Here is a 20,687-nt window from a genome sequence, read left to right as displayed (position 1 = left end):
CGTTGGAGGAAGAACGCAGAAACGTGCCCTTCGAGTGCCGCAGCTGCTGGCACGTGTGGGAGGAGGAATACCTCGTCCGGCACGTCGAGGACGAGCACGGCAACGAGGCGACGCTCTGGTTGCGCAACAGGGTTCCGGTCCCGCCGCCCTCCCCGGGGGCCAGGTGCCCGAGGTGCGGCTGCGAGCACGCGACCACGTTCCCCGAGGGCTACCTGCTGCGGCATCCCGAGCTGGTCCCGCCGGATGCCGCGGCGGCGCCCGACGAGACGCCGTTGCTGAGCCCCGTCCCGAGGCGGCTCTATTAGGGCAAACCTGACGGTTGGTGAGCTTTCCCTGACGTCAGGTGTCACAAGACCGCCTTGCCGGTCCAATGTGACCAGGCGGACACTGAGGGCGAACGGCGATCCGCGGTCGGGGGTGATCATCGTGCCCGATGGGTTCGAGACCCGGGTGTCATGGCTTTTCGAGTGCCTGCGTTGCTTACACGTGTGGGAGGAGGACTACCTCCTCCGCACCGTCGTCGACGCGCGCGGCAACGAGAGGCAGATCTGGCTGAGCTCCGGTGTGGCGGTGCAGCCGCCCTGGTCGGGGCCGTCCTGCCCGGGATGCGGCGCCTACCGGGTCACCTCGTTCCCGTCCGGCTACCTGAGCCGCCACCCCGAGCTGGTGGCGGCCCAGGAACCGGACCCCGACCCCGTACGGGTGCCGGCCGTCAGGCCGCCGGACCGGGTGGCCGCCGTGGAGCGGGTCACCCTGCCCGGCCGGCTGCTGGTGGCGCTCGGGGCGCCGATCGCGTTGTTCGTCGGCTACGAGCTGTATGCCGCGATCGTGCGGCCCGTGCACCACTGACGGGTCAGCTGCTCAGGCTGTCCAGCCACGCCTGGTGCAGGCCGGCGAACCGGCCCGCGGAGGCGATGAGCCGGTCGGGCGGCCCGTCCTCGACGATCTGGCCGCGCTCCATGACCAGCACCCGGTCGGCGATCTCGACGGTCGACAGCCGGTGCGCGATGATCAGCGCCGTACGGTCGGCCAGGATGGTCCGCAGCGCGCGCTGCACCAGCCGCTCGCTGGGCACGTCGAGGCTGGAGGTCGCCTCGTCGAGGATGAGCACCGCGGGGTCGGCCAGGAACGCCCGCGCGAACGCGATGAGCTGCCGCTGCCCCGCCGACATCCGGCCGCCGCGCTTGCCGACCTCGGTGTCGTAGCCGTCGGGCAGGCTCGTGACGAACTCGTGCGCGCCGATCGCCTTGGCGGCCTCGCGCACCTCCCGGTCGGAGGCCCCCGGACGGCCGAACCTGATGTTGTCCGCCACCGTGCCGCTGAACAGGAAGTTCTCCTGGGTCACCATGACCACGGCCCCACGCAGCGTCGGCTCGTCCAGCGTGCGCAGGTCCACGCCGTCGAGCAGCACCCGGCCCTCGGTCGGGTCGTAGAAGCGCGAGATCAGCTTGGCGAGCGTCGTCTTGCCCGCGCCCGTGGAGCCGACCAGCGCCACCGTCTGCCCGGCGGGGACCGTCAGGTCGAGGTCGGGCAGGATCGGCATCTCCTCCACGTAGGCGAACCTGACGTGCTCGAAACGGATCCGGCCGCGCGCCCGGCCCTGCGGCAGCGGCTGCGGATCGCGCGGCTCGGGCACCGACGGCTCCTCCTCCAGCACGCCCGACAGCTTCTCCAGGGCGGCGCTTGCCGACTGCAGCGTGTTGTAGAACTGGCTGACCTCCTGCATCGGCTCGTAGAACTGGCGCAGGTAGAGCAGGAACGCGGCGAGCACGCCGACCTTGACCTCGTCGTGCAGCGCCAGGTAGCCGCCGTAGAGCAGCACCCCGCCGACCGTGAGGTTGCCGACCAGCCTGATGCCGGTCATGAACGTCGCGCCGAGCTTCATGCCGCCCGCGTTGGCGTCGCGGTAGTCGTCGTTGAGCTGCTCGAAGATCTCCTGGTTGCGCGGCTCCCTGCGGAAGGCCTGCACCGCGCGGATGCCGGTCATCGACTCCACGAAGTGAACGATCACCAAGGCGACCGTCTCACGGGTGCGCCGGTAGACGATGGCCGACTGCCGGCGGAACCAGCGGGTGAACAGCAGCAGCAACGGCAGCGGGAGCAGCGCCATCAGGCCGAGGTGCGCGTCCAGCACCAGCAGCAGCACGGCGGTGCCGACCATGGTCAGCAGGGCGCGTACGAGCGCGTCGAAGCCCGACTGCAGCAGCTCGGCGATGCTCTCGATGTCCGAGGTGAGCCGCGAGATGACCCGCCCCGAGGTGTACTGCTCGTGGAAGCTCAGCGACAGCCGCTGGAAGTGGTCGAAGACCCGGCGGCGCAGCTCCAGCAGGGTGTTCTGGCCGATCCGGCCGGACATGTTGAGGAACGTCTGCCTGGTCACCGCCTGCACGAGGGTGGCGAACAGGATCACCCCGACCACGGTCAGCAGGACCGCCGGGCCGTCGCCGCGGGAGAGCGGCGGGATGCCCTCGTCGATGCCGATCGAGACCAGGAACGGGATGGACAGCCCGGCCGCGCTGGAGAGCACGATGGTGGCCACGAGCAGCGCGATCTGCTTGCGGTAGGGCCGCAGCAGCGCGCCGAGCAGCCGCCGCGACCGGTCGCGCAGCAGGACGGAGACCTTCTCCGGCAGCTCGTCCTGGTCCTCGGAGGCGACCCCGCGCCAGGACGCCCGCGAGGACCCGGTGGTGGTGGTGCTCATCGCAGCGCTCCTTCCGAGGCGTCGTCGAGGTCGGCGTCCTGGGCCAGCAGCTCGCGGTATTCGGGCACCTCGGCCAGCAGCTCGTGGTGCTGCCCGACGTGGGTGATCGTGCCGTCGCGCAGCAGCGCCACCTTGTCGGCCAGCAGCACGGTGGAGGCGCGGTGGGCGACCACGATGCCGGTCGCGTCGCGCAGCACGTGCCGCAGCGCCTCCTCCACCAGGGCCTCGGTCTCCACGTCGAGCGCGGACAGGGTGTCGTCGAGCACCAGGATGCGCGGCCTGCTGAGCACGGCGCGGGCCAGGGCCAGGCGCTGGCGCTGGCCGCCGGACAGGGACAGGCCCTGCTCGCCGATGCGGGTGTCGAGACCCCACGGCAGGTCGTGGACGAACCCGGCCTGCGCGGTGCGGATGGCCTCGGCCAGCTCCTCCTCGGTCGCGTCGGGCCGGCCGAGCATGAGGTTCTCGCGCACGCTCATCGAGAACAGCGTCGGCTCCTCGAACGCCGTGGCCACCACCGTGCGCAGGGCGGTGAGCTCCAGGTCGCGCACGTCGTGCCCGTCGATCGTGACCCGGCCCTCGGTCGGGTCGAGCAGGCGGGGCACCAGGGCCGTGAGCGTCGTCTTGCCCGCGCCGGTCGGGCCCACGATCGCCACGGTCTCGCCGGGCCGCACCTCCAGCCGGACGTCGCGCAGCACCGGCCGCTCGGCGCCGGGGAAGCTGAACCCGACGCCCTCGAAACGCAGGTGGCCGCGGGGCCGCTCGATGGTCTCGGTGCCGCTCTCGATGGACGGGACGGTGTCCATGACCTCCATGAGGCGGTCGGCCGAGGTCATCGCCTCCTGGGCCATCGCCAGGATGTAGCCGAGGCTCGCGATCGGCCACACGAGCTGCAGCATCAGCGTGGTGAAGGCGACCAGCGCGCCGAGCGTCAGCCCGCCGCCGCCGACCGCGAGCGCCCCGAGCAGCAGCACCAGGGCGAGCGTGACGTTGGGGATCACCTCCAGGAAGGAGAAGAAGCGGGCCGACATGCGCACCTTGGCGAGTGAGGTGTCGTACACCTTGAGCGCCGCGTCGTCGTAGCGGTCGTAGACGTGGTGGCGGCGGCCGAACGCCTTGATGGTGCGGATGCCGAGCGCGGACTCCTCCACGAGCGTGGCGAGGTCGCCCTGCTCGTCCTGGACCTGGCGGGAGATGCGGATGTAGCGCTTCTCGAAGCGCAGCGACGTCCACACGATCGGCACGGCCGAGGCGAGCACCAGTAGCCCGAGCGGCCAGTACATGTTGAGCAGCAGCACGGTGACGGTGATGAGCTGCAGGATGTTCATGACCAGGAACAGCAGGCCGAAGCCGAGGAAGCGGCGGATGGTCGACAGGTCCGTGGTCGCCCGCGACAGGAGCTGGCCCGACTGCCAGTCGCCGTGGAAGCGCATGGGCAGGCGCTGCAGGTGCTGGTAGAGGTCGTCGCGGATGGCGGTCTCCAGGCCGAGCACCGGTTTCACCTGGGCCCACCGCCGCAGCCAGATCAGCCCCGCCTCGATCACGCCGACGCCGAGCGCGAGCAGCCCGAGGGGGAGCAGAGCGCCGGCGTCCTTGTGGTAGACGGGGCCGTCGATGACCTGTTTGCTGATCAGGGGGAGGGCAATGCTCGCGCCTATGCCGATGATCGCCGACAGCCAGATGAAGATCAGCCTGACGACGTAGGGGCGGAGGTAGGACTTCATCCGCCACAGGGAGTTGGAGGAGAGTGAGGAGAGCAGGGGACGGCGAGGTACGTCAGTATCGGGAGGCATCCCCTCAAGGCTAATACCGGCGATCAACCCGTTTTTTGTGGCCCCGAGGTGCGTTTCACGTATGTGACCTGGGAAAACGTGAAGGATCATGCACAATGCGCGGCGTAGACTGAGAAGATGATCTCCGAAATCGACCTCGGCCATCTGCGCCGCTGCGTGGAGCTGGCCGCTGCCGCCCTGGAGGCGGGCGACGAGCCGTTCGGCTCCGTGCTCGTCTCCGCCGACGGCGAGGTGCTGTTCGAGGACCACAACCGGGTGGCCTCCGGCGACCGCACGCGGCATCCGGAGTTCGCGGCGGCCCGCTGGTCGGCCGAGCACCTCACGCCGGCCGCGCGCGCCGCGGCCACCGTCTACACCTCGGGCGAGCACTGCCCGATGTGCGCGGCCGCGCACGGCTGGGTGGGGCTCGGCCGTATCGTGTACGTCGCCTCGTCGGCGCAGCTCGCCGCCTGGCTGGGCGAGCTGGGCGTGCCGGCGCCGCCCGTCCGTACGCTGCCGATCGCCGAGATCGTGCCCGGCGTGCCGGTCGAGGGCCCGGTGCCCGAACTGGCCGAGCAGGTCAGGGAGCTGCACCGCCGCTTCCACGGCGGGACCTGACAACCTCCTCCTTGCCCTTCTGGTACAGAATGAGCCATGCCCACGAAGCCGCTCTCCCGAGCCCGGATCGTCGCGGCCGCCATCGACCTCATCGAGCGCGAGGGCGCGGACGCGGTCTCGATGCGCCGCATCGCCGCCGAGCTCGGCGTCGGCGTGATGTCCCTCTACAACCATGTGCCCAGCAAGGACGCCCTGCTGAGTGGCGTGGCCGAGGCGGTGCTGAGCGAGATCGAGTTCACCGACGACCCCGACGCCCACTGGGCCGACCGGGTGCGCGTGCAGGCGCGGGCCTTCCGGCAGATCGCCGGCCACTACCCGCGCTCGACGATGCTGGTGGTCAGCAGGCAGCTCCACTCCGCCGCCGGGCTGCTGCCGGTCGAGCGGGCGCTGGCCACGCTGCGCAGCGCCGGGTTCGACGGCGCGGAGGCGGTCAGCATGCTGCGGGTGTTCATCGCCTACATCGTGGGGTCGCTGCTGCGCGAGGTCGGGGTGACGCCGGCGTTCGCGCCCGCGAGCGCCCCGGCGCTCCCGCCGGCGGGCGTGGATCCCGCGCTGTTCCCCGAGGTCGGCGCGATGGCGTCGCTGCTCGGCACGTGCGACCACGAAGGGGAGTTCGAGTTCGGGCTGGAGATGCTCATCCAGGCGGCCACGGCCCGCGCGCCGGGCACGCAGATAGGCAGGTGAGCCGGGAGGGCGCCCGTTGACCGGGCGCCCTCCCGGGCGTCGGCGAATCAGGCGTCAATACCAGTTGTGCGACCTCCAATGTCCCCATGCGCCGCACGGCCTGCCGTAGCGTCCCTTGATGTAGGCGAGGCCCCAGCGGATCTGCGTCTCCGGGTTGGACCGCCAGTCGCGGCCGGCGCCGCTCATCTTGCCCGCGGGCAGCGCCTGCGGGATGCCGTACGCGCCGGACGAGCGGTTGTAGGCGTGATGGTTCCAGTTGCTCTCCCTGGTCCAGAGCTGGTCCAGGCAGCGGAACTCCCTGAGGTTCCACGATCGCTGGACGACGTGGCCGAGGGCTATCCGCTTGTTTCTGTTGGCCGGCACGACGGCCGGGATGGCGGGTTGCGCTGATGTCGTCCACGTCCTGGTTCTGATCGGGAACGGCGTCTCCGCCGTCCCCGCCCAGGCCGTGGGGGTGGTGATCGTGCTGAGCGCGATCACGGGCGCGGTGAACGCGGTCAGGCCGATGAGCGTGCCGCCGCGCGCGCGTTTGCTGTCCAAAGCGATCCTTGCTTCCGGGTCGCGCGCGGACGGGCGCCCCGCAGAAACGGGGCGCCCTGCCGCTCCGCGTACGTGGCGCGCACGCGAAGGGGTCCGCCGGCCCTCCGGGATTCTGGTTCCGCCCGATCCTGCTGGGCGGCCCGGAGGGCACCGCGACGTGTCCTTTAGCACGATTCCTATTACGCGGTGTCACCACGGGTCATACATCGGGACACGCGAAGGACAGGCCTTTGTGTGATCGTTGCGGATAAAAGGCGGCCTCGCTGGGCCGGTATTGCCGGGCCGGTCGCGGCACTGACGAGGTCTTGCCGCAAAGTGCGGACAATCCTGGGGTTTGGGTCAGTACCAGTTGTGGGAGAGGAAGTGTCCCCACGCGCCGCACGGCGTGCCGTATCGCTGCTTGATATATCCGAGGCCCCATTTGATCTGGGTGCGGGGGTTCGTGCGCCAGTCGCGGCCCGATGACGACATCTTGACGCCGGGGAGCGCCTGCGGGATGCCGTAGGCGCCGGAGCCGTTCGCGGCCCGGTGGTTCCACCCGCTCTCGCGGGCCCAGAGCCGCTCCAGGCACCTGAACTGGACGCTGTTCCAGCCGCGCGCGGCCACCATGGGCTTGGCGATCGACTTGTTCCTGCTGCTGCTCGTCTGGGAGCTCTGCGCCTGTGCGGCCGAGGCGCCGCCCGCCGCCACCAGGGTGGCGGTCAGGACGAGGACGCCGGTACGGCGGAGCATGGGCATGGATTCCCTTTCGAAGGTGACATGGACCGCGTCACCCTGCCCGATAAGCACCTTTCGTTGCGAATTGACCATGAAAGAGTAGATCTTTAGTAAAGGTAGTCGTATCTCGCTGTCCAGGGGTTTTGTCAGCTAAATGAGGTCTGCGTCACATTTTGGGCGGACCGACCGCCGAGCGGGGTTCTGTATCGTCGGATCATGAGCCTCAGTGACATCCCGCTCCGCACGCTCGCCGACGCCCCCACCACGCTCCGCGAGCTCACGTCGGGCCGCCCCGCCCTCATCGTCAACGTCGCCTCGCGCTGCGGCCTGACGCCGCAGTACAGCGGCCTGGTCAAGCTCCAGGAGCAGTACGGCCCGCGCGGCCTCACCGTCATCGGCGTGCCGTGCAACCAGTTCGCCGGGCAGGAGCCGGGCTCGGCGGAGGAGATCCAGACCTTCTGCGCCACGACGTACGGCGTGGACTTCCCGCTCCTCGCCAAGACCGAGGTCAACGGCCCCGGCCGGCACCCTCTCTACGCGGAGCTCACCCAGCTCGCCGACGCCGAGGGCGAGGCCGGCGACGTGCAGTGGAACTTCGAGAAGTTCCTGGTCGACGGCGAGGGCGCCCCGGTCGCCCGCTTCCGCCCCCGCACCACGCCGGAGGACCCGGCCGTCACCTCGGCCATCGACAAGCTCCTGAGCTGAGAGAGATCGTCCGGTTACGGTACGCGATTTCCGCTGCGGGGTATCGGTGACCCATGACGAGCAACCCGTACGCAGGAGCCCACGTCGGCTACGCCGCCGAACCCGCCGCCGCGCCGTACTCGATCGTCGAGCTGATGCCCGGCGTCCGTAACGCGCTGGACTACCTGCGGCTGCGGGCAGGGGAGCGGGTGCTGCTCATGATGGAGCACGCCGTCGACCCGGTCGTGGTGCAGGCGTTCGCGGCGGCGGCCGCGTTCCGTGACGCGGACGTGCGGATCCTGTCGGTGCCGCCGTTCAGCGCCGGCGGATGGGACCGGGAGGCGCCGCTCACCATCGAGACCGCCGCCTTCCGCGAGGCCGACGTCATCATCGCCGGGACGTGGTGGGGCGAGGTGCACACGGCCCCGCTGTTCTTCGACCAGATCAAGGCCCGCCCCTCGCGCTGGCTGTCGCTGCACATGACGGCCACCGCAGGGGCGCTGCTGACCGGCGGCCGGCTGCCCGCCGAGGTCTTCTACGCCCTGCTGCGGCGGACGCTGGAGCGCCTCTCGCCGGCCCGTTCGATCCGGGTGACCAGCGACCGGGGCACCGACGTGACCTACTCGGGGTTCACCTTCGACCCCGATCCGGGGGCGATGCGGCCGGGGGACTGGCGGCCCTTCCCGTACGGCGGCGCCAACTTCTGGCCCACGGACACCGAGGGCGTGATCGTCATCGAGGACTCGACGGTCACCGGCGTGCCCGAGGAGCCGCTGCGCGTCACGCTGGAGGGCAACCTGGTCCGCAAGATCGAGGGCGGCATGGGGGCCGAGCAGCTCCGCCGCTACGCGCCCGGCGGCTTCTACATGCGCCACGGCCTCCTCGGGCTCAACCCGAAAGTACGCGTGGCGGGCGGCACCCAGTTCGAGCGGGAGAAGCACGCGGGCGCCTTCTACTGCGGCCTCGACGGGCTGACCGACGGCGTGCCGGTCACGAGCGGGCCCGGCTTCGCCCACTGCGACATCCAGGTGGACCGGCCGACGATGGTGGTGGACGGCGAGCTGTTCATCGAGCGGGGGCGGCTGCTGCTGCTCGACGATCCGGAGATCAGGGAGGTGGCGGCGCGGTTCGGGCCGCCGGAGGTCATCCTGGACGACAACCCGACGATGATCCTGCCGCGCCGCTACACCGGAGCCGTGACGGACACGGGTGCGGAGCCGGTCAGCGGCGCGGGCCGCAGCTTCCCCGGATGATCAGCTCGGTCGGCAGCACCACCGTGCGCGGCCGTCGGCCGCCAGGACGCAGCACCAGCTCGGCGGCCCGGTAGCCCATGTCGCGCCCCGGCTGCGCGATCACCGTGAGCGGCGGGGAGCAGAGCTCGGCCCACGGCACGTCGTCGTACATGACGAGCGAGACGTCCCGGGGCACCCGCAGGTCGAGCTCCCTGGCCGCCAGCACCGCCGCCTCGCCGAGCACGTTGCCCCCGGCCACCACGGCCGTCAGGTCGGGACGGCTCTGGAACAGCCCGGAGGCCGCCGCGTAGGCCGAGTCGCGGCTGCCGGTGGCGAAGACCACCAGCTCCTCGTCCACCGGCGCGCCCACCGCCTCGCGGAAGGCCGCCACCCGCCGGTCGTGCCCGGGGCCGCCGAGGAAGGCGATGCGCCGGTGCCCGAGGCCGCGCAGGTAGCGCACGGCGGTGCGGATGCCGGCGCGGTCGTCGGCCAGCACCGACGGCACCTCCGGCGGGCGCGGGCGCGCGGCGGGGATCAGGCCGTCGAGGCGCATGAGGTCGTCCACCGCGTCCTGCTGCTCCTCCTCGGCGGGCCGCGCGGGCAGGCGGTCGGCGAAGACCACCGTCATCCCCGCCCGTACGGCCGGCGCCCAGGTCTCGGCGTCGCCCGTGGGGACCGCGATCAGCCGGTCCACGCTCTGCTCCAGCAGCATCCCGATCAGCTCCGACTCCTGCTCGGGGTCGTCGCCCGTGGAGCCGACCACCACGGGCTCGCCCGTCGAGCGGGCGCAGGCCAGCACGCCCTCGGCGAGCTGGCCGTAGAAGGTGTCGGTGAGGTCGGGGACGAGCAGGCCCATGCCGCCGGTGCGGCGCTGGCGCAGGTTGCGGCCGAGCGCGCTCGGCCGGTAGTCGAGCTGCGCGGCGACGGCGAGCACGTGCTCCCGCGTGCGGGGGCTGGCCGAGCCGCCGGACAGCACCCTGGAGACGGTCGCGACGCCCACGCCGGCCGCCTCGGCCACATCCTTGATGGTCGCCCGCTTCTCCATGGAAACGATTCCATCATGGTTTCCGCGAAGAGGGAAGCTACGCATGCTGCCAACGCCTGGTCACACGGGAACTCTTGACACGGATCACCCTTTCCGGTGAGATGTTTGAAAACGTATCCACGTACGTGGGGACACGCTACCAATCCGGGCTTCAACGCGCCCTGGAGCACGAAGGACTGTCATGGCATCCATCGTTCTGAGCAACGTCGACAAGATCTACGCCGGTGGCGTGAAGGCCGTGAACGGACTCAACCTTGAGATCAAGGACGGCGAGTTCATGGTGCTGGTCGGCCCGTCCGGTTGCGGTAAGTCGACCGCGCTCCGGATGATCGCCGGCCTTGAGGACATCAGCGGGGGCGAGATCTCCATCGGCGAGAAGGTGGTCAACCACCTGCCGCCGAAGGACCGCGACATCGCGATGGTCTTCCAGAACTACGCGCTCTACCCGCACATGACCGTCGAGGAGAACCTCGCCTTCGGTCTCAAGCTGCGCAAGATGCCTAAGCCGGAGATCCAGAAGCGCGTCAACGAGGCCGCCAAGATGCTCGGCCTGGAGCAGTACCTCAAGCGCAAGCCGGCCGCCCTCTCCGGTGGTCAGCGCCAGCGTGTCGCCATGGGCCGCGCGATCGTGCGTGAGCCGCAGGCCTTCCTCATGGACGAGCCGCTGTCCAACCTCGACGCCAAGCTGCGCGTCTCGATGCGCGCCTCGCTCAACCAGATGCACGAGCGCCTCGGCGTCACCACCGTGTACGTCACCCACGACCAGGTCGAGGCCATGACCCTCGGCGACCGCGTCTGCGTGCTGCGCGACGGCATCCTCCAGCAGGTCGACACCCCGCAGAACCTGTTCGACAAGCCGGTCAACCTGTTCGTGGCGGGCTTCATGGGCTCCCCGGCGATGAACTTCGTCACCGCCGAGCTGGTCCGCGACGAGGGCGGCGCCGCCGTGGCCTTCGCCGGCTACAAGCTGCCCATCCCCGACTCCACCTTCACCGACAAGCCGGGCCTCGACCAGTACGTCGGCAAGAAGATCATCCTCGGCATCCGCCCGTCCGACTTCGAGGACGCGAACTCGGCCGGCAACCACGCCAACGGCTGGGCCACCCTGCCGGTCCGCGTGGAGGTCACCGAGGAGCTGGGCTCCGAGATCAACGTGCTGTTCCTCATCGACGCCCCGCCGGTCGAGCACAAGGACACCGTCGCCGCCGCCGACACCGGTGACGACGAGGAGGCGACGCTGCCGCTGGCGGGCGACAAGTCGCTGTGGACCGCCCGCGTCAACGCCCGCAGCCACGCGCGCTCCGGCCAGAGCCTCGACCTGGTCGTCGACACGCACAACCTGCACTTCTTCGACACGACCTCCGGCCTGTCCATCGGCCACGAGGCCAACCGCTGAGCGGGCTTCCCGTCTCCTGAATCCCGGCCGTGAGCTCCGCTCACGGCCGTTGGGCCCCCACCGCGCCCCCCTCCCGCGGCGGGGGCCCGTTCTCATGCGGAGCCGTCAGCGGCCGATGCGGGAGGAGACGTAGCGCTGCAGGCCGCGCGGCACCAGCCGGCCGACCGCCACGATCGCCTTGTAGCGCGGGTCGGGCACGGACACCCGCTTGCCCAGCGCCAGGTCGCGCAGCCCCTCGCGGACCACGTCGTCGGCCCTGAGCCACAGGAAGCCCGGGATGCCGTTGGTGTCCATGCCGGCCCGCTGGTGGAACTCGGTGCGCACGAACCCCGGGCAGAGCGCCATGATCTTGATGCGCGGGTTGCCGACCTCGTTCGCGGCCGACTCGCTGAAGTTGACCACCCACGCCTTGGACGCGCTGTAGGTGCCCCGCGTGAAGAACGCCGCCACCGACGCGACGTTGACGATCGCGCCCCGGTCGCGCTCGCGCATGCCGGGCAGCGCGGCCAGGGTGAGCCGCAGCACCGCCTCGCAGTGCAGCCGCAGCATGCGCACCTCGTCGGCGACCGGCACCTCGGGGAAATGGCCGCGGTTGCCGAAACCGGCGTTGTTGACCAGCAGGTCGACGCCGTCGCGGACGCGCGACTCGACCGCCGCCAGGCCCTCCTCCGTCGTCAGGTCGGCGGGCAGCACCTCGACGCTCACGCCGTACCTCAGCTTGAGCTGGCCGGCGGTCTCGGTGAGGCGGGCCTCGTCACGGGCGACCAGGACGAGCGAGAAGGACTCGGCGGCCAGGCGGCGGGCGAAGGCGGCGCCGAGGCCCGCGGTGGCGCCGGTGATCAGAGCGGTGGGCATGCCCGCAACCCTAACGCCTACCCCGCGTGCCCCGCGGCACCGGAGCGGGGCCGGCCGGCGCGTTCGATCAGGCTCTCCACCTGGTCGTTGAGGCGCGCTCCCCGCGCCCAGCCGGCGTAGTGGGACAGGAACACGACCACCTCGCGCAGCTCTGTCTCGGTGAGCTCGCCGGTGCGGAGCGCGGCGTCCAGATGGATCTCCACCTGATCGTCCAGACCCTGGCCGACGAGCAGTCCGAGGAGGAGCATCCTTCGCTCCCTGACCGGCAGGACGGTCCTCGCCCACACGTCGGCGAACCGGCGCTCGGCCATCATGCCGAAGGAGTCGACGATCTGCATTGCGGGTTCCGTCATCACGAGCTCCGGGTCGATAGGGATCCTCATATCTTTCGCTACTTCCTGGATTGAACCAATGGGGGTTGCATGAACGTTGTAGTGACCCCGACGTCACCGGAGACTCCGCCTCTCGGGCGGATCTGTAACAAATCGAGCCAAGAGCCGGGCAAGATTTGGTCAAGATTTCTCATTCCGTCGCGGGCTCATTCCCTCTGCAAAGCGGGCACAACAACTCCGTCGGTCCGTAAACCGGAGGTAAGCCCTGGTGACCAAGACACGGGCTTTGATCGCGCTCATGGTGACGGTGACCTTGCTGTCCGCCTGCGGGCAGCCGGAGTTCACCTACGTCCGTGACCGCGACGGGACGACATACTTCAAGGTGCCGTCCTCGTTCAAGCAACTCGACGCCAACCCCATCGAGCAGTATCTGTCGGGCGACCACCCGGGCTCGGCGGCGGCGGCAGTGCGCGCCCAGCGGGTCTGGTCGACGGCCTTCGACCAGTCGGCCGACCCCTCGGTCGACCATCTGCTGGGCTCCAAGGACCCCTTCGTCTACGCCACCGTGCACCAGCTCACCGAGGAGCAGCGCGACGGCATCTCGCTCAACCGGCTGCGCGACTTCGTGCTCCCGGTCACCGAGCAGGTGCGCGAGCTCTACGCGCAGCAGGCCGCCGCCACCGGGCAGCCGCCGGTCTTCAGGAACTTCGAGCTCCTCGACGACCAGGTCCTGAGCCTCGACGACGGCGCCAAGGGCGTACGGGTGCGGTTCAACTACCAGATCGGCGGGGACGTCCAGACCTTCGACCACACCGCCATCCTCGGCGCGAAGGGCGACACGGTCTCCGTCATGCTCATCGCCTGCCAGACGACCTGCTACCGGCAGCGCGCCGACGAGTTCGACAGGATCGCGAGTTCCTTCAAGCTGCTCCGGCTGCCTGGATGAGGGAGCACCATTGACCAATCACCTTGAAGGGCTGCGCGCACCCGGCAGCGGGCCCTCCGATCCCGAATCCGCGACCAGGAAGAAGATGCAGTTCTGGGACCGGAGCAAGTTCCTCCTCGCCCTGGTGCTCGCCTTTCTCGTCCTGGCGTGGAAGGAGACGGTCGACTTCACGGGCATCATGCCCTTCATCGACGGCATGCGGGAGATCGCCAGGAAATACCCGTGGATCTTCTGGCTGCTGGGCATCGAGTCCGTGCGTCAGCTGCACTTCCTCGTCAGCGAGCACTGGTCCGGCTACCACCGCTTCTGGAGCCAGGGGGTCTTCGGCGGCTTCGAACGGTGGGCGCACCGGCGTTTCGACGACTGGACCCGCTACCGGCTCTCCCGCGCGCTCAAGATCGCCTTTCTGATCGCGCTGGCCGCCCTGGTGCTGGGGGCGGTGCTGGGCGTCAGCCCGTTCACCGCGCTGCTGCAGGCGCCCGCGCTGATCTGGCAGGCGCTGCCGTTCTTCCTCCAGATCGTCTTCCTGTTCTTCTTCGTCATCATCCAGTTCGTCGGCCTGTTCTGGTTCCTGTCGCGCGGCGGCGTCGAGACGTACTTCCCCGACGACATCAAGACCCGCTTCGACGACGTGTGGGGGCAGGACCACGTGGTGGAGCGGGTCCGCGAGAACATCGTCTTCCTGGAACGGCCCGACGAGATCGAGCGGCGCGGCGGGTACGTCCCGAGCGGCCTGCTGCTGTGGGGCCCGCCCGGCACCGGCAAGACCCTCATGGCCGAGGCCGTGGCCGGCGAGACCGGCAAGCCGTACGTGTTCGTGGACCCGGGCGCGTTCACGAACATGTTCATGGGCATCGGCATCCTCAAGGTCAAGACGCTGTTCAGGAAGCTGCGCAAGCTGGCGCTCCGCTACGGCGGCGTCATCGTCTTCTTCGACGAGGCCGACTCGCTCGGCAAGCGCGGCCGGCTCGCCCAGCAGGGCCCCAACGTGCCCGGCGGCGGCTTCTCCGCGATGACGGACGCGCACGGCTGCCACGGCTTCGGCTACCTGTCGGAGCCGACCCGGCAGATGCTCACCTTCCGCTCCCGGCGCGAGGAGCGCGACGAGCCCGGCGGGCGCGAGCGCTTCATGATGGGCGGCGGCATGATGGGCGGCGGCGACCCCGGCACCCTCCAGGCGCTGCTCACCGAGCTGTCCGGGCTCAAGAAACCGCGCGGCTTCGTCAACCGGTTCGTCCGCCGGCTGCTCGGCATGCGGCCCAAGCCGCCGCCCAAATACCGCATCCTCGTCATGATGGCCACCAACCGGCCCGACGCGCTCGACGAGGCGCTGCTGCGGCCCGGCCGTATCGACCGCATCTACAAGGTCGGCTATCCGTCCAAGGCCGGGCGGGTGCGCACCTACCAGGGCTACTTCGACAAGGTCTGGCACGAGCTCACCCCGGAGCAGATCGACAAGCTCGCCACCATCACCCCGTACGCGACGGGCGCCACGATCAAGGACCTGGTCAACGAGTCCCTGATCACCGCCATCCGCGACGGCAGGGAGATCATCACCTGGTCCGACGTGCTGCGCGCCAAGCGGCTCAAGCAGCTCGGCCCGCCCGAGGACGTCGAGTACATCGAGCGCGAGCGGCACGCCGTCGCCGTGCACGAGGCCTGTCATGCCGTGGTGGCGTACGCGACCAGGTTCCACCTGGAGATCGACATCGCCACCATCGAGAAGGGCGCCGACTACCTCGGCATGGTCGCCTCGATCAAGCCCGAGGACCAGTTCACCCGGTGGAAGTCCGAGCACGAGGCCGACATCATGGTGTCGCTGGCGTCGCTGGCCGGCGAGCGCATGTTCTTCGGCGAGGACAACTCCTCCGGCGTCTCCGGCGACCTGTTCTCGGCGACCTACCTGACGGCCATGATGGAGTCGTACTGGGGCATGGGGTCGGGCGTCACCTCGCTGCCCGCGCTCCAGGAGCTGGAGATCCTGGGCGGCAAGGCCGTGCGCAAGCGCCCGGCCGGCGGGGGCGGCGGCATCGGCATCACCGACAGGGAGCCGGCCAGGCGCGAGCCCGACCTCACCCCCGACGTGCTGGGGGAGCGGATCGAGTTCAACCTGGTACGGCTGCTGGAGCGGACCGAGGAGCTGCTGCGCGAGCACCGCAGGGAGGTGCTCTGCGTGGCGCACGCGCTGGAGACGCACAAGACGCTCAACGGCGACGACGTCGTGGCGATCATCCGGCGCGAGCCGGGGCCGCTCGTCGACGGCACCGTCTACGCCTCCGACACGCTCTACGAGGAGCTGGAGGAGTACCACGCGGAGGCGGCGCGGGCGCACCGGGAGCACAGCCGGGTCGAGCGCGAGCTGCCGGGCCCGGCCCGCGCGCCCGTCCCGGCGGCGGCCCACGCGGGGGGCACCGTCGCGACGGCCGTCCAGATCGGACCCCCGCCCCCCGCCCCCACGCCCCCTGGTGCGCCGGGTGTGCCCTCCGGCTCGCATGGGGCTGGCCCGCATAGCACAGGCCCGCATGGCGCAGGCCCGCATGGCGCAGGCCCGCATGGCGCAGGCCCGCATGGCGCCGGCGCGCCGGCGGTCGCCGGGCCGCCCCCGGGGGTGATCCTGCCGCCCCCGACCCCACCTCCCGCAGCCCTGGGGGAGGGCGTCGAGCGGCCGGAGTTCGTGCCGTGGGCGGCCGAGCAGCCGCCGCCGACGCCCGCGCCGGCGGCGCCGGTGGTGGTCGGGCCGGCGGCCACCGTGCCGGGGCCCTCGCGGGGACGCCGGGCCGCGGGCAGGGTGTGGCTGGTCGTCGCCAGCCTGCTCGGCCTGGTCGTGCTGTCCGTCATCGCCGCGCTGGCCGTGACGGGCGCGGGCGGCGACCTGCTCAACGCCGCCGGTTCCCCCGGGATCGCCTCTCCAGGGCTGCTGCTGGTGCTGTTCGTGGTGATCGTCGCGGTCATCGTGGGCGGCGGGCTCGCGCTGGTCGCGGTCAAGGGCGTCCGCGCGGCCCAGGCGAAGGCCGAGCGAGAGCGCGACGAGGCGCACGCGCGGGCCCAGCTCCTCGCCGCCGCCATGGACCCGGACACCGCGCTGCGGCTGCTCGGCTACGACGGCAACGGGAACGGCAACGGGCGCGACGGCCGTACCTGACCCCGGGCCCGAGGAGCGCGGCCGGAGCCTTCAGCGGCTCCGGTCGCGCTCCTCGCGTTCCTGGTGCCGGTCGTGCTCCTCGTGGACCCGGCGCAGCAGCGCCAGCAGCTTGTCCTCCTCGCGGATGCGCCTGCGGTACTTCTCCGGCAGCTCCCGCAGGTCCCGCTCCTTGGCGCACACCTTCGCGAACAGCTCCGCCCGCCGCTTCGGGTCGTGCTCGACCTCCAGGTACTCCTGGGTGTAGCGGCGCGCGGCCGAGACGGTGCTCTGCGCCCGGCCCTTCGGGCTGGCCAGCGAGGCGACCACGGTGATCAGCAGGACGGAGATGATCACTATCAGGGACAGGCCGGTGCTGATCTCGACGACCGGCACGGGCTCGCCGTCGTTGATGAACGGCACGTTGTTCTCGTGCAGCGCGTGCAGGATCAGCTTGACCCCGATGAAGCCCAGGATGACGGCCAGGCCGTAGGCCAGGTAGATCAGCCGGTCGAGCAGGTCGTCGATGAGGAAGTAGAGCTGGCGCAGCCCCAGCAGCGAGAACGCGGTGGCGGTGAAGACGATGTAGACGTTCTGGGTGAGGCCGAAGATCGCGGGGATCGAGTCGAGCGCGAACAGGATGTCGGTGCCGCCGATGGCGATCATCACCAGCAGCATCGGCGTCATGACCCGCCGGCCGTCCTTGACGGTGAACAGCCGGTCGCCGTCGTAGGCGTCCGTCGCGGGGAAGACCCGGCGGGCCAGGCGCACCATGAGGTTGTCGGGGGAGTGGCTCTCCTCGCTCTCGGGCTTGAGCAGGTTGCCCGCGGTGAGCAGCAGGATCAGGCCGAACAGGTAGAACACCCAGGCGAAGGTGTTGATCAGGGCCGCGCCCAGCAGGATGAACAGCGTCCGCGCGACGAGCGAGAACACGATGCCGAACAGCAGCGCCTTCTGCTGGTCGGCGCGCGGCACCTTGAAGCTCGACATGATGACGAGGAAGACGAAGAGGTTGTCGACCGACAGCGCCTTCTCCGTCACGTAACCGGCGAAGTACTCGGCGCCGGGGTCGGAGCCGCCGAAGAACCACACGCCGGCGCCGAAGACGAGGGCGATGCCGACGTACAGGGCCGACCAGAGCGACGCCTCGCGCAGCGTGGGGATGTGCGCCTTGCGCACGTGGAAGAAGAAGTCGAACAGCAGCAGCGCGACGATCCCGGCGATCGTGAGACCCCAGACCAGCGGCGAGACGCTCATGAGTAACGTCTGTCCCACCTTCCGCTGGTTATGCCTCCCGTGACCTTCCCGTGAGGCTGCCTGCGCCTTAACACGGCGTTCACATTCGGGCAAAAAGCGGGAAACGGCCGTCCGCAAGACTCGGCGTGGCTGGAAGAGACGTGAAAGGGACCACCGTGAGCTACAAGGCTGAGTACATCTGGATCGACGGCACCGAGCCGACCGCCCTGCTGCGCTCGAAGACCAAGATCGTGGCTGACGGGGTCGAGCCGCCGGTGTGGGGCTTCGACGGCTCCAGCACCAACCAGGCCCAGGGCCACGCGTCCGACCGCGTGCTCCGCCCGGTCTTCACCTGTCCCGACCCGATCCGCGGCGGCGACGCCAAGCTCGTGCTGTGCGAGGTCGAGGAGATCAACGGCGAGCCGCACGCCAGCAACACCCGCGCCCTGCTGCGTCCGATCGCCGAGCAGTTCGCCGACCAGGAGTCCTGGTTCGGCATCGAGCAGGAGTACACCTTCTTCAAGGGCAGCCGCCCGCTCGGCTTCCCCGAGGGCGGTTTCCCCGCCCCGCAGGGCCACTACTACTGCGGCGTGGGCGCCGAGGCCGTGTTCGGCCGCGAGATCGTCGAGCTGCACCTCGACCGCTGCCTGGCCGCCGGCCTGAAGATCTCCGGCATCAACGCCGAGGTCATGCCCGGCCAGTGGGAGTTCCAGGTCGGCCCGGCGGGTCCGGTCGAGGTCGCCGACCACCTGTGGGTCGCCCGCTACCTGCTCTACCGGACCGCCGAGGAGTTCGGCGTGGAGGCCACCCTCGACGCCAAGCCCGCCCGCGGCGACTGGAACGGCGCCGGCGCCCACACCAACTTCTCGACCAAGGCCATGCGTGAGGGCTACGACGCCATCATCACCGCCTGCGAGGCGCTCGGCGAGGGCGACAAGCCGATGGAGCACGTGCGCCAGTACGGCGCCGACATCGAGCTCCGCCTCACCGGCCACCACGAGACCGCCCCCTGGAACAAGTACACCTACGGCGTCTCCGACCGCGGCGCCTCGGTGCGCATCCCGTGGCAGGTCGAGGTGGACAGGAAGGGCTACATCGAGGACCGCCGCCCCAACGCCAACGTCGACCCGTACGTGGTCACCCGCCTGCTGGTGAACACCTGCTGCGCGGCGCTGGAGAAGGCCGGCCAGGTCTGATCCCAGACGTGAAAGGGGGCTCCCGCCGGGCGGGAGCCCCCTTTTCGCGCGCTCAGGGCAGGCGGGTCTCGGCGAGCCGGAAGTCCAGGTCGGGGACGATCTCCGCGACGTCCATCTGCGCCTTCTGCAGCCGGCCCGAGTGGTCCCAGTTCATCGCCTGCCAGCGGGTGAACTGGTCGAGCACCCACATGCCCGACTGACGGCTGCCGTTGCCCGACTTGCCGTTGCCGCCGAACGGCAGGTGCGCCTCGGCCCCGGAGGTGGAGTTGTTGACGCTGACCATGCCGGCCGAGACGCCCTCGCGGAAGCGGAAGGCGCTGCGCGCGTCGCTCGTGTAGATCGAGCTGGACAGGCCGTAGCCGGGCAGGTTGGCCAGCTCGACGGCCTCGTCCAGGGTGGCGAAGGTCGTGACGCCCACGATCGGGCCGAACGTCTCCTCCATGAACAGCCGGTCGCCGGGACGTACGCCGTCAACGACCACCGGGTGGTAGTAGAGGCCCTCGCCGCCGTCGAAGCCGCCGCGCGGGTTGTCCTTCGTGATGCGCCCCACCGGCCCCGACACCACCGTGTGGTGCGGCTGGATCCAGGTGAGGTATTCCTCGTAGCGGTCGGCGAACTTGCGGTCGAGCAGCGGCCCGGCCAGCACGTCACCGGTGGGGTCGCCGACGGTGGCGGCCGCCAGCGCCCGCACCAGCCGCTCGACGAACGCGTCGTGGACGCTCTCGTGCACGATCGCCGTGCCGAGGCTGGTGCAGCGCTGGCCCGCGGTGCCGAAGCCGGAGAACAGCGCGCCCTCGGCGGCGAGGTCGAGGTCGGCGTCCGGCATGATCACCATGGGGTTCTTGCCGCCCAGCTCCAGGCAGGCCGACTGCAGGTGCCGGCCGGTCAGCTCGCCGACGCGCCGCCCGACCTCGCTGGAGCCGGTGAAGCCCACCTTGTGCACGGTGCCCTCCCCGAGCGCCCGCTCCAGGCCCGCGAACGTCTCCGCGCCGTCCGCGAAGAGCACGTTGAGCACGCCGTCGGGCAGGCCGGCCGCGGTGAAGAGCTGGAACATGGCGTGGGCGGAGGCGGCGGCGTACTCGGCGGGCTTCCACACCACCGCGTTGCCGCACAGCAGGGCCGGGACGAGATACCACGAGGGGACGGCCACCGGGAAGTTGCCCGCCGTGACGACCGCCGCCACGCCGACCGGGTTGCGGAAGGTGAACAGGTTCTTGTCCGGCATCTCCGACGGCACCGTCTGGCCGTACAGCCGGCGGCCCTCGCCCAGGAAGAAGTCACACGTGTCGACGATCTCGCGGACCTCGCCCAGCGCCTCCGCGTACGGCTTGCCGATCTCCTCGGTCACCAGCCGGGCCAGCGCCTCGGCGTTGGCCTCCACCAGCCGCCCGATCGAGGCGATCACCCGGCCGCGCACCGGCGCCGGCACCTTCGCCCACTCGCGCTGCGCCTCCGCCGCGGTGCGGCAGGCGGCGGCGAACGTGGCGGCGTCCGCCAGGCCGACCCGCGCCACGACCTCGGCCGGCCTGGCCGGGTTGGTCGAGTCGTACGTGGCCGTGCTCGCGGCCTCCTTGCCGCCCACGACGGACATGATTTGTCGGCTCACCGGGCCTCCTCC

19 protein-coding genes are annotated in these 20,687 nt (G+C 70.6%); 10 read left to right on the top strand and 9 right to left on the bottom strand.

Annotation, left to right across the window (positions count from 1 at the left end; all coding sequences use genetic code 11):
- Nucleotides 1-23 precede the first annotated feature (23 nt).
- Nucleotides 24-305, top strand: a complete 282-nt coding sequence (locus tag ABD292_RS27115; protein ID WP_344212049.1) for a hypothetical protein — start codon at nt 24-26, stop codon at nt 303-305.
- 181 nt (nt 306-486) lie between these two features.
- On the top strand, nt 487-849 hold the full coding sequence (locus ABD292_RS27110; RefSeq protein WP_344212047.1) for a hypothetical protein: 363 nt from the start codon (nt 487-489) through the stop codon (nt 847-849).
- A 4-nt stretch (nt 850-853) separates the two neighbouring features.
- On the opposite strand, the gene ABD292_RS27105 is transcribed toward ABD292_RS27110, so the two are convergent.
- Both ABD292_RS27105 and ABD292_RS27100 read right to left on the bottom strand, forming a co-directional pair.
- On the bottom strand, nt 854-2,701 hold the full coding sequence (locus tag ABD292_RS27105; protein ID WP_344212045.1) for an ABC transporter ATP-binding protein: 1,848 nt from the start codon (nt 2,699-2,701) through the stop codon (nt 854-856).
- The gene (locus tag ABD292_RS27100) at nt 2,698-4,491 is read right to left on the bottom strand and encodes an ABC transporter ATP-binding protein (RefSeq protein WP_344212043.1); all 1,794 of its coding nucleotides are present in this window, start codon (nt 4,489-4,491) and stop codon (nt 2,698-2,700) included. The genes ABD292_RS27105 and ABD292_RS27100 overlap by 4 nt, the downstream gene beginning before the upstream one ends.
- 117 nt (nt 4,492-4,608) lie before the next feature.
- On the opposite strand from ABD292_RS27100, the gene ABD292_RS27095 reads away from it, so the two are divergent.
- A complete protein-coding gene (locus ABD292_RS27095; protein ID WP_344212041.1) occupies nt 4,609-5,088 on the top strand; it encodes a nucleoside deaminase in 480 nt (159 codons plus the stop codon).
- A 36-nt stretch (nt 5,089-5,124) separates the two neighbouring features.
- A complete protein-coding gene (locus ABD292_RS27090; protein WP_344212039.1) occupies nt 5,125-5,772 on the top strand; it encodes a TetR/AcrR family transcriptional regulator in 648 nt (215 codons plus the stop codon).
- Nucleotides 5,773-5,826: 54 nt separating this feature from the next.
- Here the strand turns inward: ABD292_RS27090 and ABD292_RS27085 are convergent, their stop codons facing one another.
- The gene (locus ABD292_RS27085; RefSeq protein WP_344212037.1) at nt 5,827-6,312 is read right to left on the bottom strand and encodes an aggregation-promoting factor C-terminal-like domain-containing protein; all 486 of its coding nucleotides are present in this window, start codon (nt 6,310-6,312) and stop codon (nt 5,827-5,829) included.
- Nucleotides 6,313-6,651: 339 nt separating this feature from the next.
- Nucleotides 6,652-7,044 (bottom strand): aggregation-promoting factor C-terminal-like domain-containing protein, encoded by a 393-nt coding sequence (locus ABD292_RS27080; RefSeq protein ID WP_344212035.1) that lies wholly within the window; start codon nt 7,042-7,044, stop codon nt 6,652-6,654.
- Between the two features lie 201 nt (nt 7,045-7,245).
- Here ABD292_RS27080 and ABD292_RS27075 point away from each other — a divergent pair, with 201 nt between their 5' ends.
- Nucleotides 7,246-7,734, top strand: coding sequence for a glutathione peroxidase (locus tag ABD292_RS27075; protein ID WP_344212033.1), 489 nt, complete (start codon nt 7,246-7,248; stop codon nt 7,732-7,734).
- Nucleotides 7,735-7,787: 53 nt separating this feature from the next.
- On the top strand, nt 7,788-8,966 hold the full coding sequence (locus ABD292_RS27070) for a 2,5-dihydroxypyridine 5,6-dioxygenase NicX family protein (RefSeq protein WP_344212031.1): 1,179 nt from the start codon (nt 7,788-7,790) through the stop codon (nt 8,964-8,966).
- Here the strand turns inward: ABD292_RS27070 and ABD292_RS27065 are convergent.
- Entirely contained in the window at nt 8,935-9,990 is a 1,056-nt protein-coding gene (locus tag ABD292_RS27065) for a LacI family DNA-binding transcriptional regulator (protein WP_344212029.1), read from the bottom strand. The genes ABD292_RS27070 and ABD292_RS27065 overlap by 32 nt on opposite strands.
- Nucleotides 9,991-10,171: 181 nt before the next feature.
- Here ABD292_RS27065 and ABD292_RS27060 point away from each other — a divergent pair, with 181 nt between their 5' ends.
- Nucleotides 10,172-11,386 carry an ABC transporter ATP-binding protein gene (locus ABD292_RS27060; protein ID WP_329574150.1) on the top strand — a complete coding sequence of 405 codons (1,215 nt, stop codon included), beginning with the start codon at nt 10,172-10,174 and terminating at the stop codon, nt 11,384-11,386.
- 105 nt (nt 11,387-11,491) lie between these two features.
- Here the strand turns inward: ABD292_RS27060 and ABD292_RS27055 are convergent, their stop codons facing one another.
- Together ABD292_RS27055 and ABD292_RS27050 are read right to left on the bottom strand one after the other, a co-directional pair.
- Nucleotides 11,492-12,241: an SDR family NAD(P)-dependent oxidoreductase gene (locus ABD292_RS27055; protein WP_344212026.1), complete on the bottom strand. Its 750-nt coding sequence runs from the start codon at nt 12,239-12,241 to the stop codon at nt 11,492-11,494.
- A 17-nt stretch (nt 12,242-12,258) separates the two neighbouring features.
- A complete protein-coding gene (locus ABD292_RS27050) occupies nt 12,259-12,594 on the bottom strand; it encodes a carboxymuconolactone decarboxylase family protein (protein ID WP_344212024.1) in 336 nt (111 codons plus the stop codon).
- A gap of 247 nt (nt 12,595-12,841) precedes the next feature.
- On the opposite strand from ABD292_RS27050, the gene ABD292_RS27045 reads away from it, so the two are divergent.
- On the top strand, nt 12,842-13,519 hold the full coding sequence (locus ABD292_RS27045) for an LptM family lipoprotein (RefSeq protein ID WP_344212022.1): 678 nt from the start codon (nt 12,842-12,844) through the stop codon (nt 13,517-13,519).
- A gap of 10 nt (nt 13,520-13,529) precedes the next feature.
- A complete protein-coding gene (locus ABD292_RS27040; protein ID WP_344212020.1) occupies nt 13,530-16,661 on the top strand; it encodes an AAA family ATPase in 3,132 nt (1,043 codons plus the stop codon).
- 30 nt (nt 16,662-16,691) lie between these two features.
- Here ABD292_RS27040 and ABD292_RS27035 read toward each other — a convergent pair whose 3' ends face one another.
- Nucleotides 16,692-17,912: a TerC family protein gene (locus ABD292_RS27035; RefSeq protein WP_344212018.1), complete on the bottom strand. Its 1,221-nt coding sequence runs from the start codon at nt 17,910-17,912 to the stop codon at nt 16,692-16,694.
- 137 nt (nt 17,913-18,049) lie between these two features.
- Here ABD292_RS27035 and glnII point away from each other — a divergent pair, with 137 nt between their 5' ends.
- Nucleotides 18,050-19,069, top strand: a complete 1,020-nt coding sequence (glnII, locus tag ABD292_RS27030; protein ID WP_344212016.1) for a glutamine synthetase — start codon at nt 18,050-18,052, stop codon at nt 19,067-19,069.
- 52 nt (nt 19,070-19,121) lie between these two features.
- On the opposite strand, the gene ABD292_RS27025 is transcribed toward glnII, so the two are convergent.
- On the bottom strand, nt 19,122-20,675 hold the full coding sequence (locus ABD292_RS27025) for an aldehyde dehydrogenase family protein (RefSeq protein ID WP_344212014.1): 1,554 nt from the start codon (nt 20,673-20,675) through the stop codon (nt 19,122-19,124).
- Between the last annotated feature and the right edge of the window lie 12 nt (nt 20,676-20,687).

This window comes from Nonomuraea bangladeshensis, assembly GCF_039529455.1.
GTDB lineage: Bacteria > Actinomycetota > Actinomycetes > Streptosporangiales > Streptosporangiaceae > Nonomuraea > Nonomuraea bangladeshensis.
This window is presented reverse-complemented; position numbering and strand designations above follow the sequence as displayed.

What these genes read in the sequence shown, in the direction of transcription:
- ABD292_RS27105 (WP_344212045.1), bottom strand. Translation starts at nt 2,701, where the DNA reads ATGAGCACCACCACCACCGGGTCCTCGCGGGCGTCCTGGCGCGGGGTC.
- ABD292_RS27100 (WP_344212043.1), bottom strand. Translation starts at nt 4,491, where the DNA reads ATGCCTCCCGATACTGACGTACCTCGCCGTCCCCTGCTCTCCTCACTC.
- ABD292_RS27095 (WP_344212041.1), top strand. Translation starts at nt 4,609, where the DNA reads ATGATCTCCGAAATCGACCTCGGCCATCTGCGCCGCTGCGTGGAGCTG.
- ABD292_RS27090 (WP_344212039.1), top strand. Translation starts at nt 5,125, where the DNA reads ATGCCCACGAAGCCGCTCTCCCGAGCCCGGATCGTCGCGGCCGCCATC.
- ABD292_RS27080 (WP_344212035.1), bottom strand. Translation starts at nt 7,044, where the DNA reads ATGCTCCGCCGTACCGGCGTCCTCGTCCTGACCGCCACCCTGGTGGCG.
- ABD292_RS27075 (WP_344212033.1), top strand. Translation starts at nt 7,246, where the DNA reads ATGAGCCTCAGTGACATCCCGCTCCGCACGCTCGCCGACGCCCCCACC.
- ABD292_RS27070 (WP_344212031.1), top strand. Translation starts at nt 7,788, where the DNA reads ATGACGAGCAACCCGTACGCAGGAGCCCACGTCGGCTACGCCGCCGAA.
- ABD292_RS27065 (WP_344212029.1), bottom strand. Translation starts at nt 9,990, where the DNA reads ATGGAGAAGCGGGCGACCATCAAGGATGTGGCCGAGGCGGCCGGCGTG.
- ABD292_RS27060 (WP_329574150.1), top strand. Translation starts at nt 10,172, where the DNA reads ATGGCATCCATCGTTCTGAGCAACGTCGACAAGATCTACGCCGGTGGC.
- ABD292_RS27055 (WP_344212026.1), bottom strand. Translation starts at nt 12,241, where the DNA reads ATGCCCACCGCTCTGATCACCGGCGCCACCGCGGGCCTCGGCGCCGCC.
- ABD292_RS27050 (WP_344212024.1), bottom strand. Translation starts at nt 12,594, where the DNA reads ATGACGGAACCCGCAATGCAGATCGTCGACTCCTTCGGCATGATGGCC.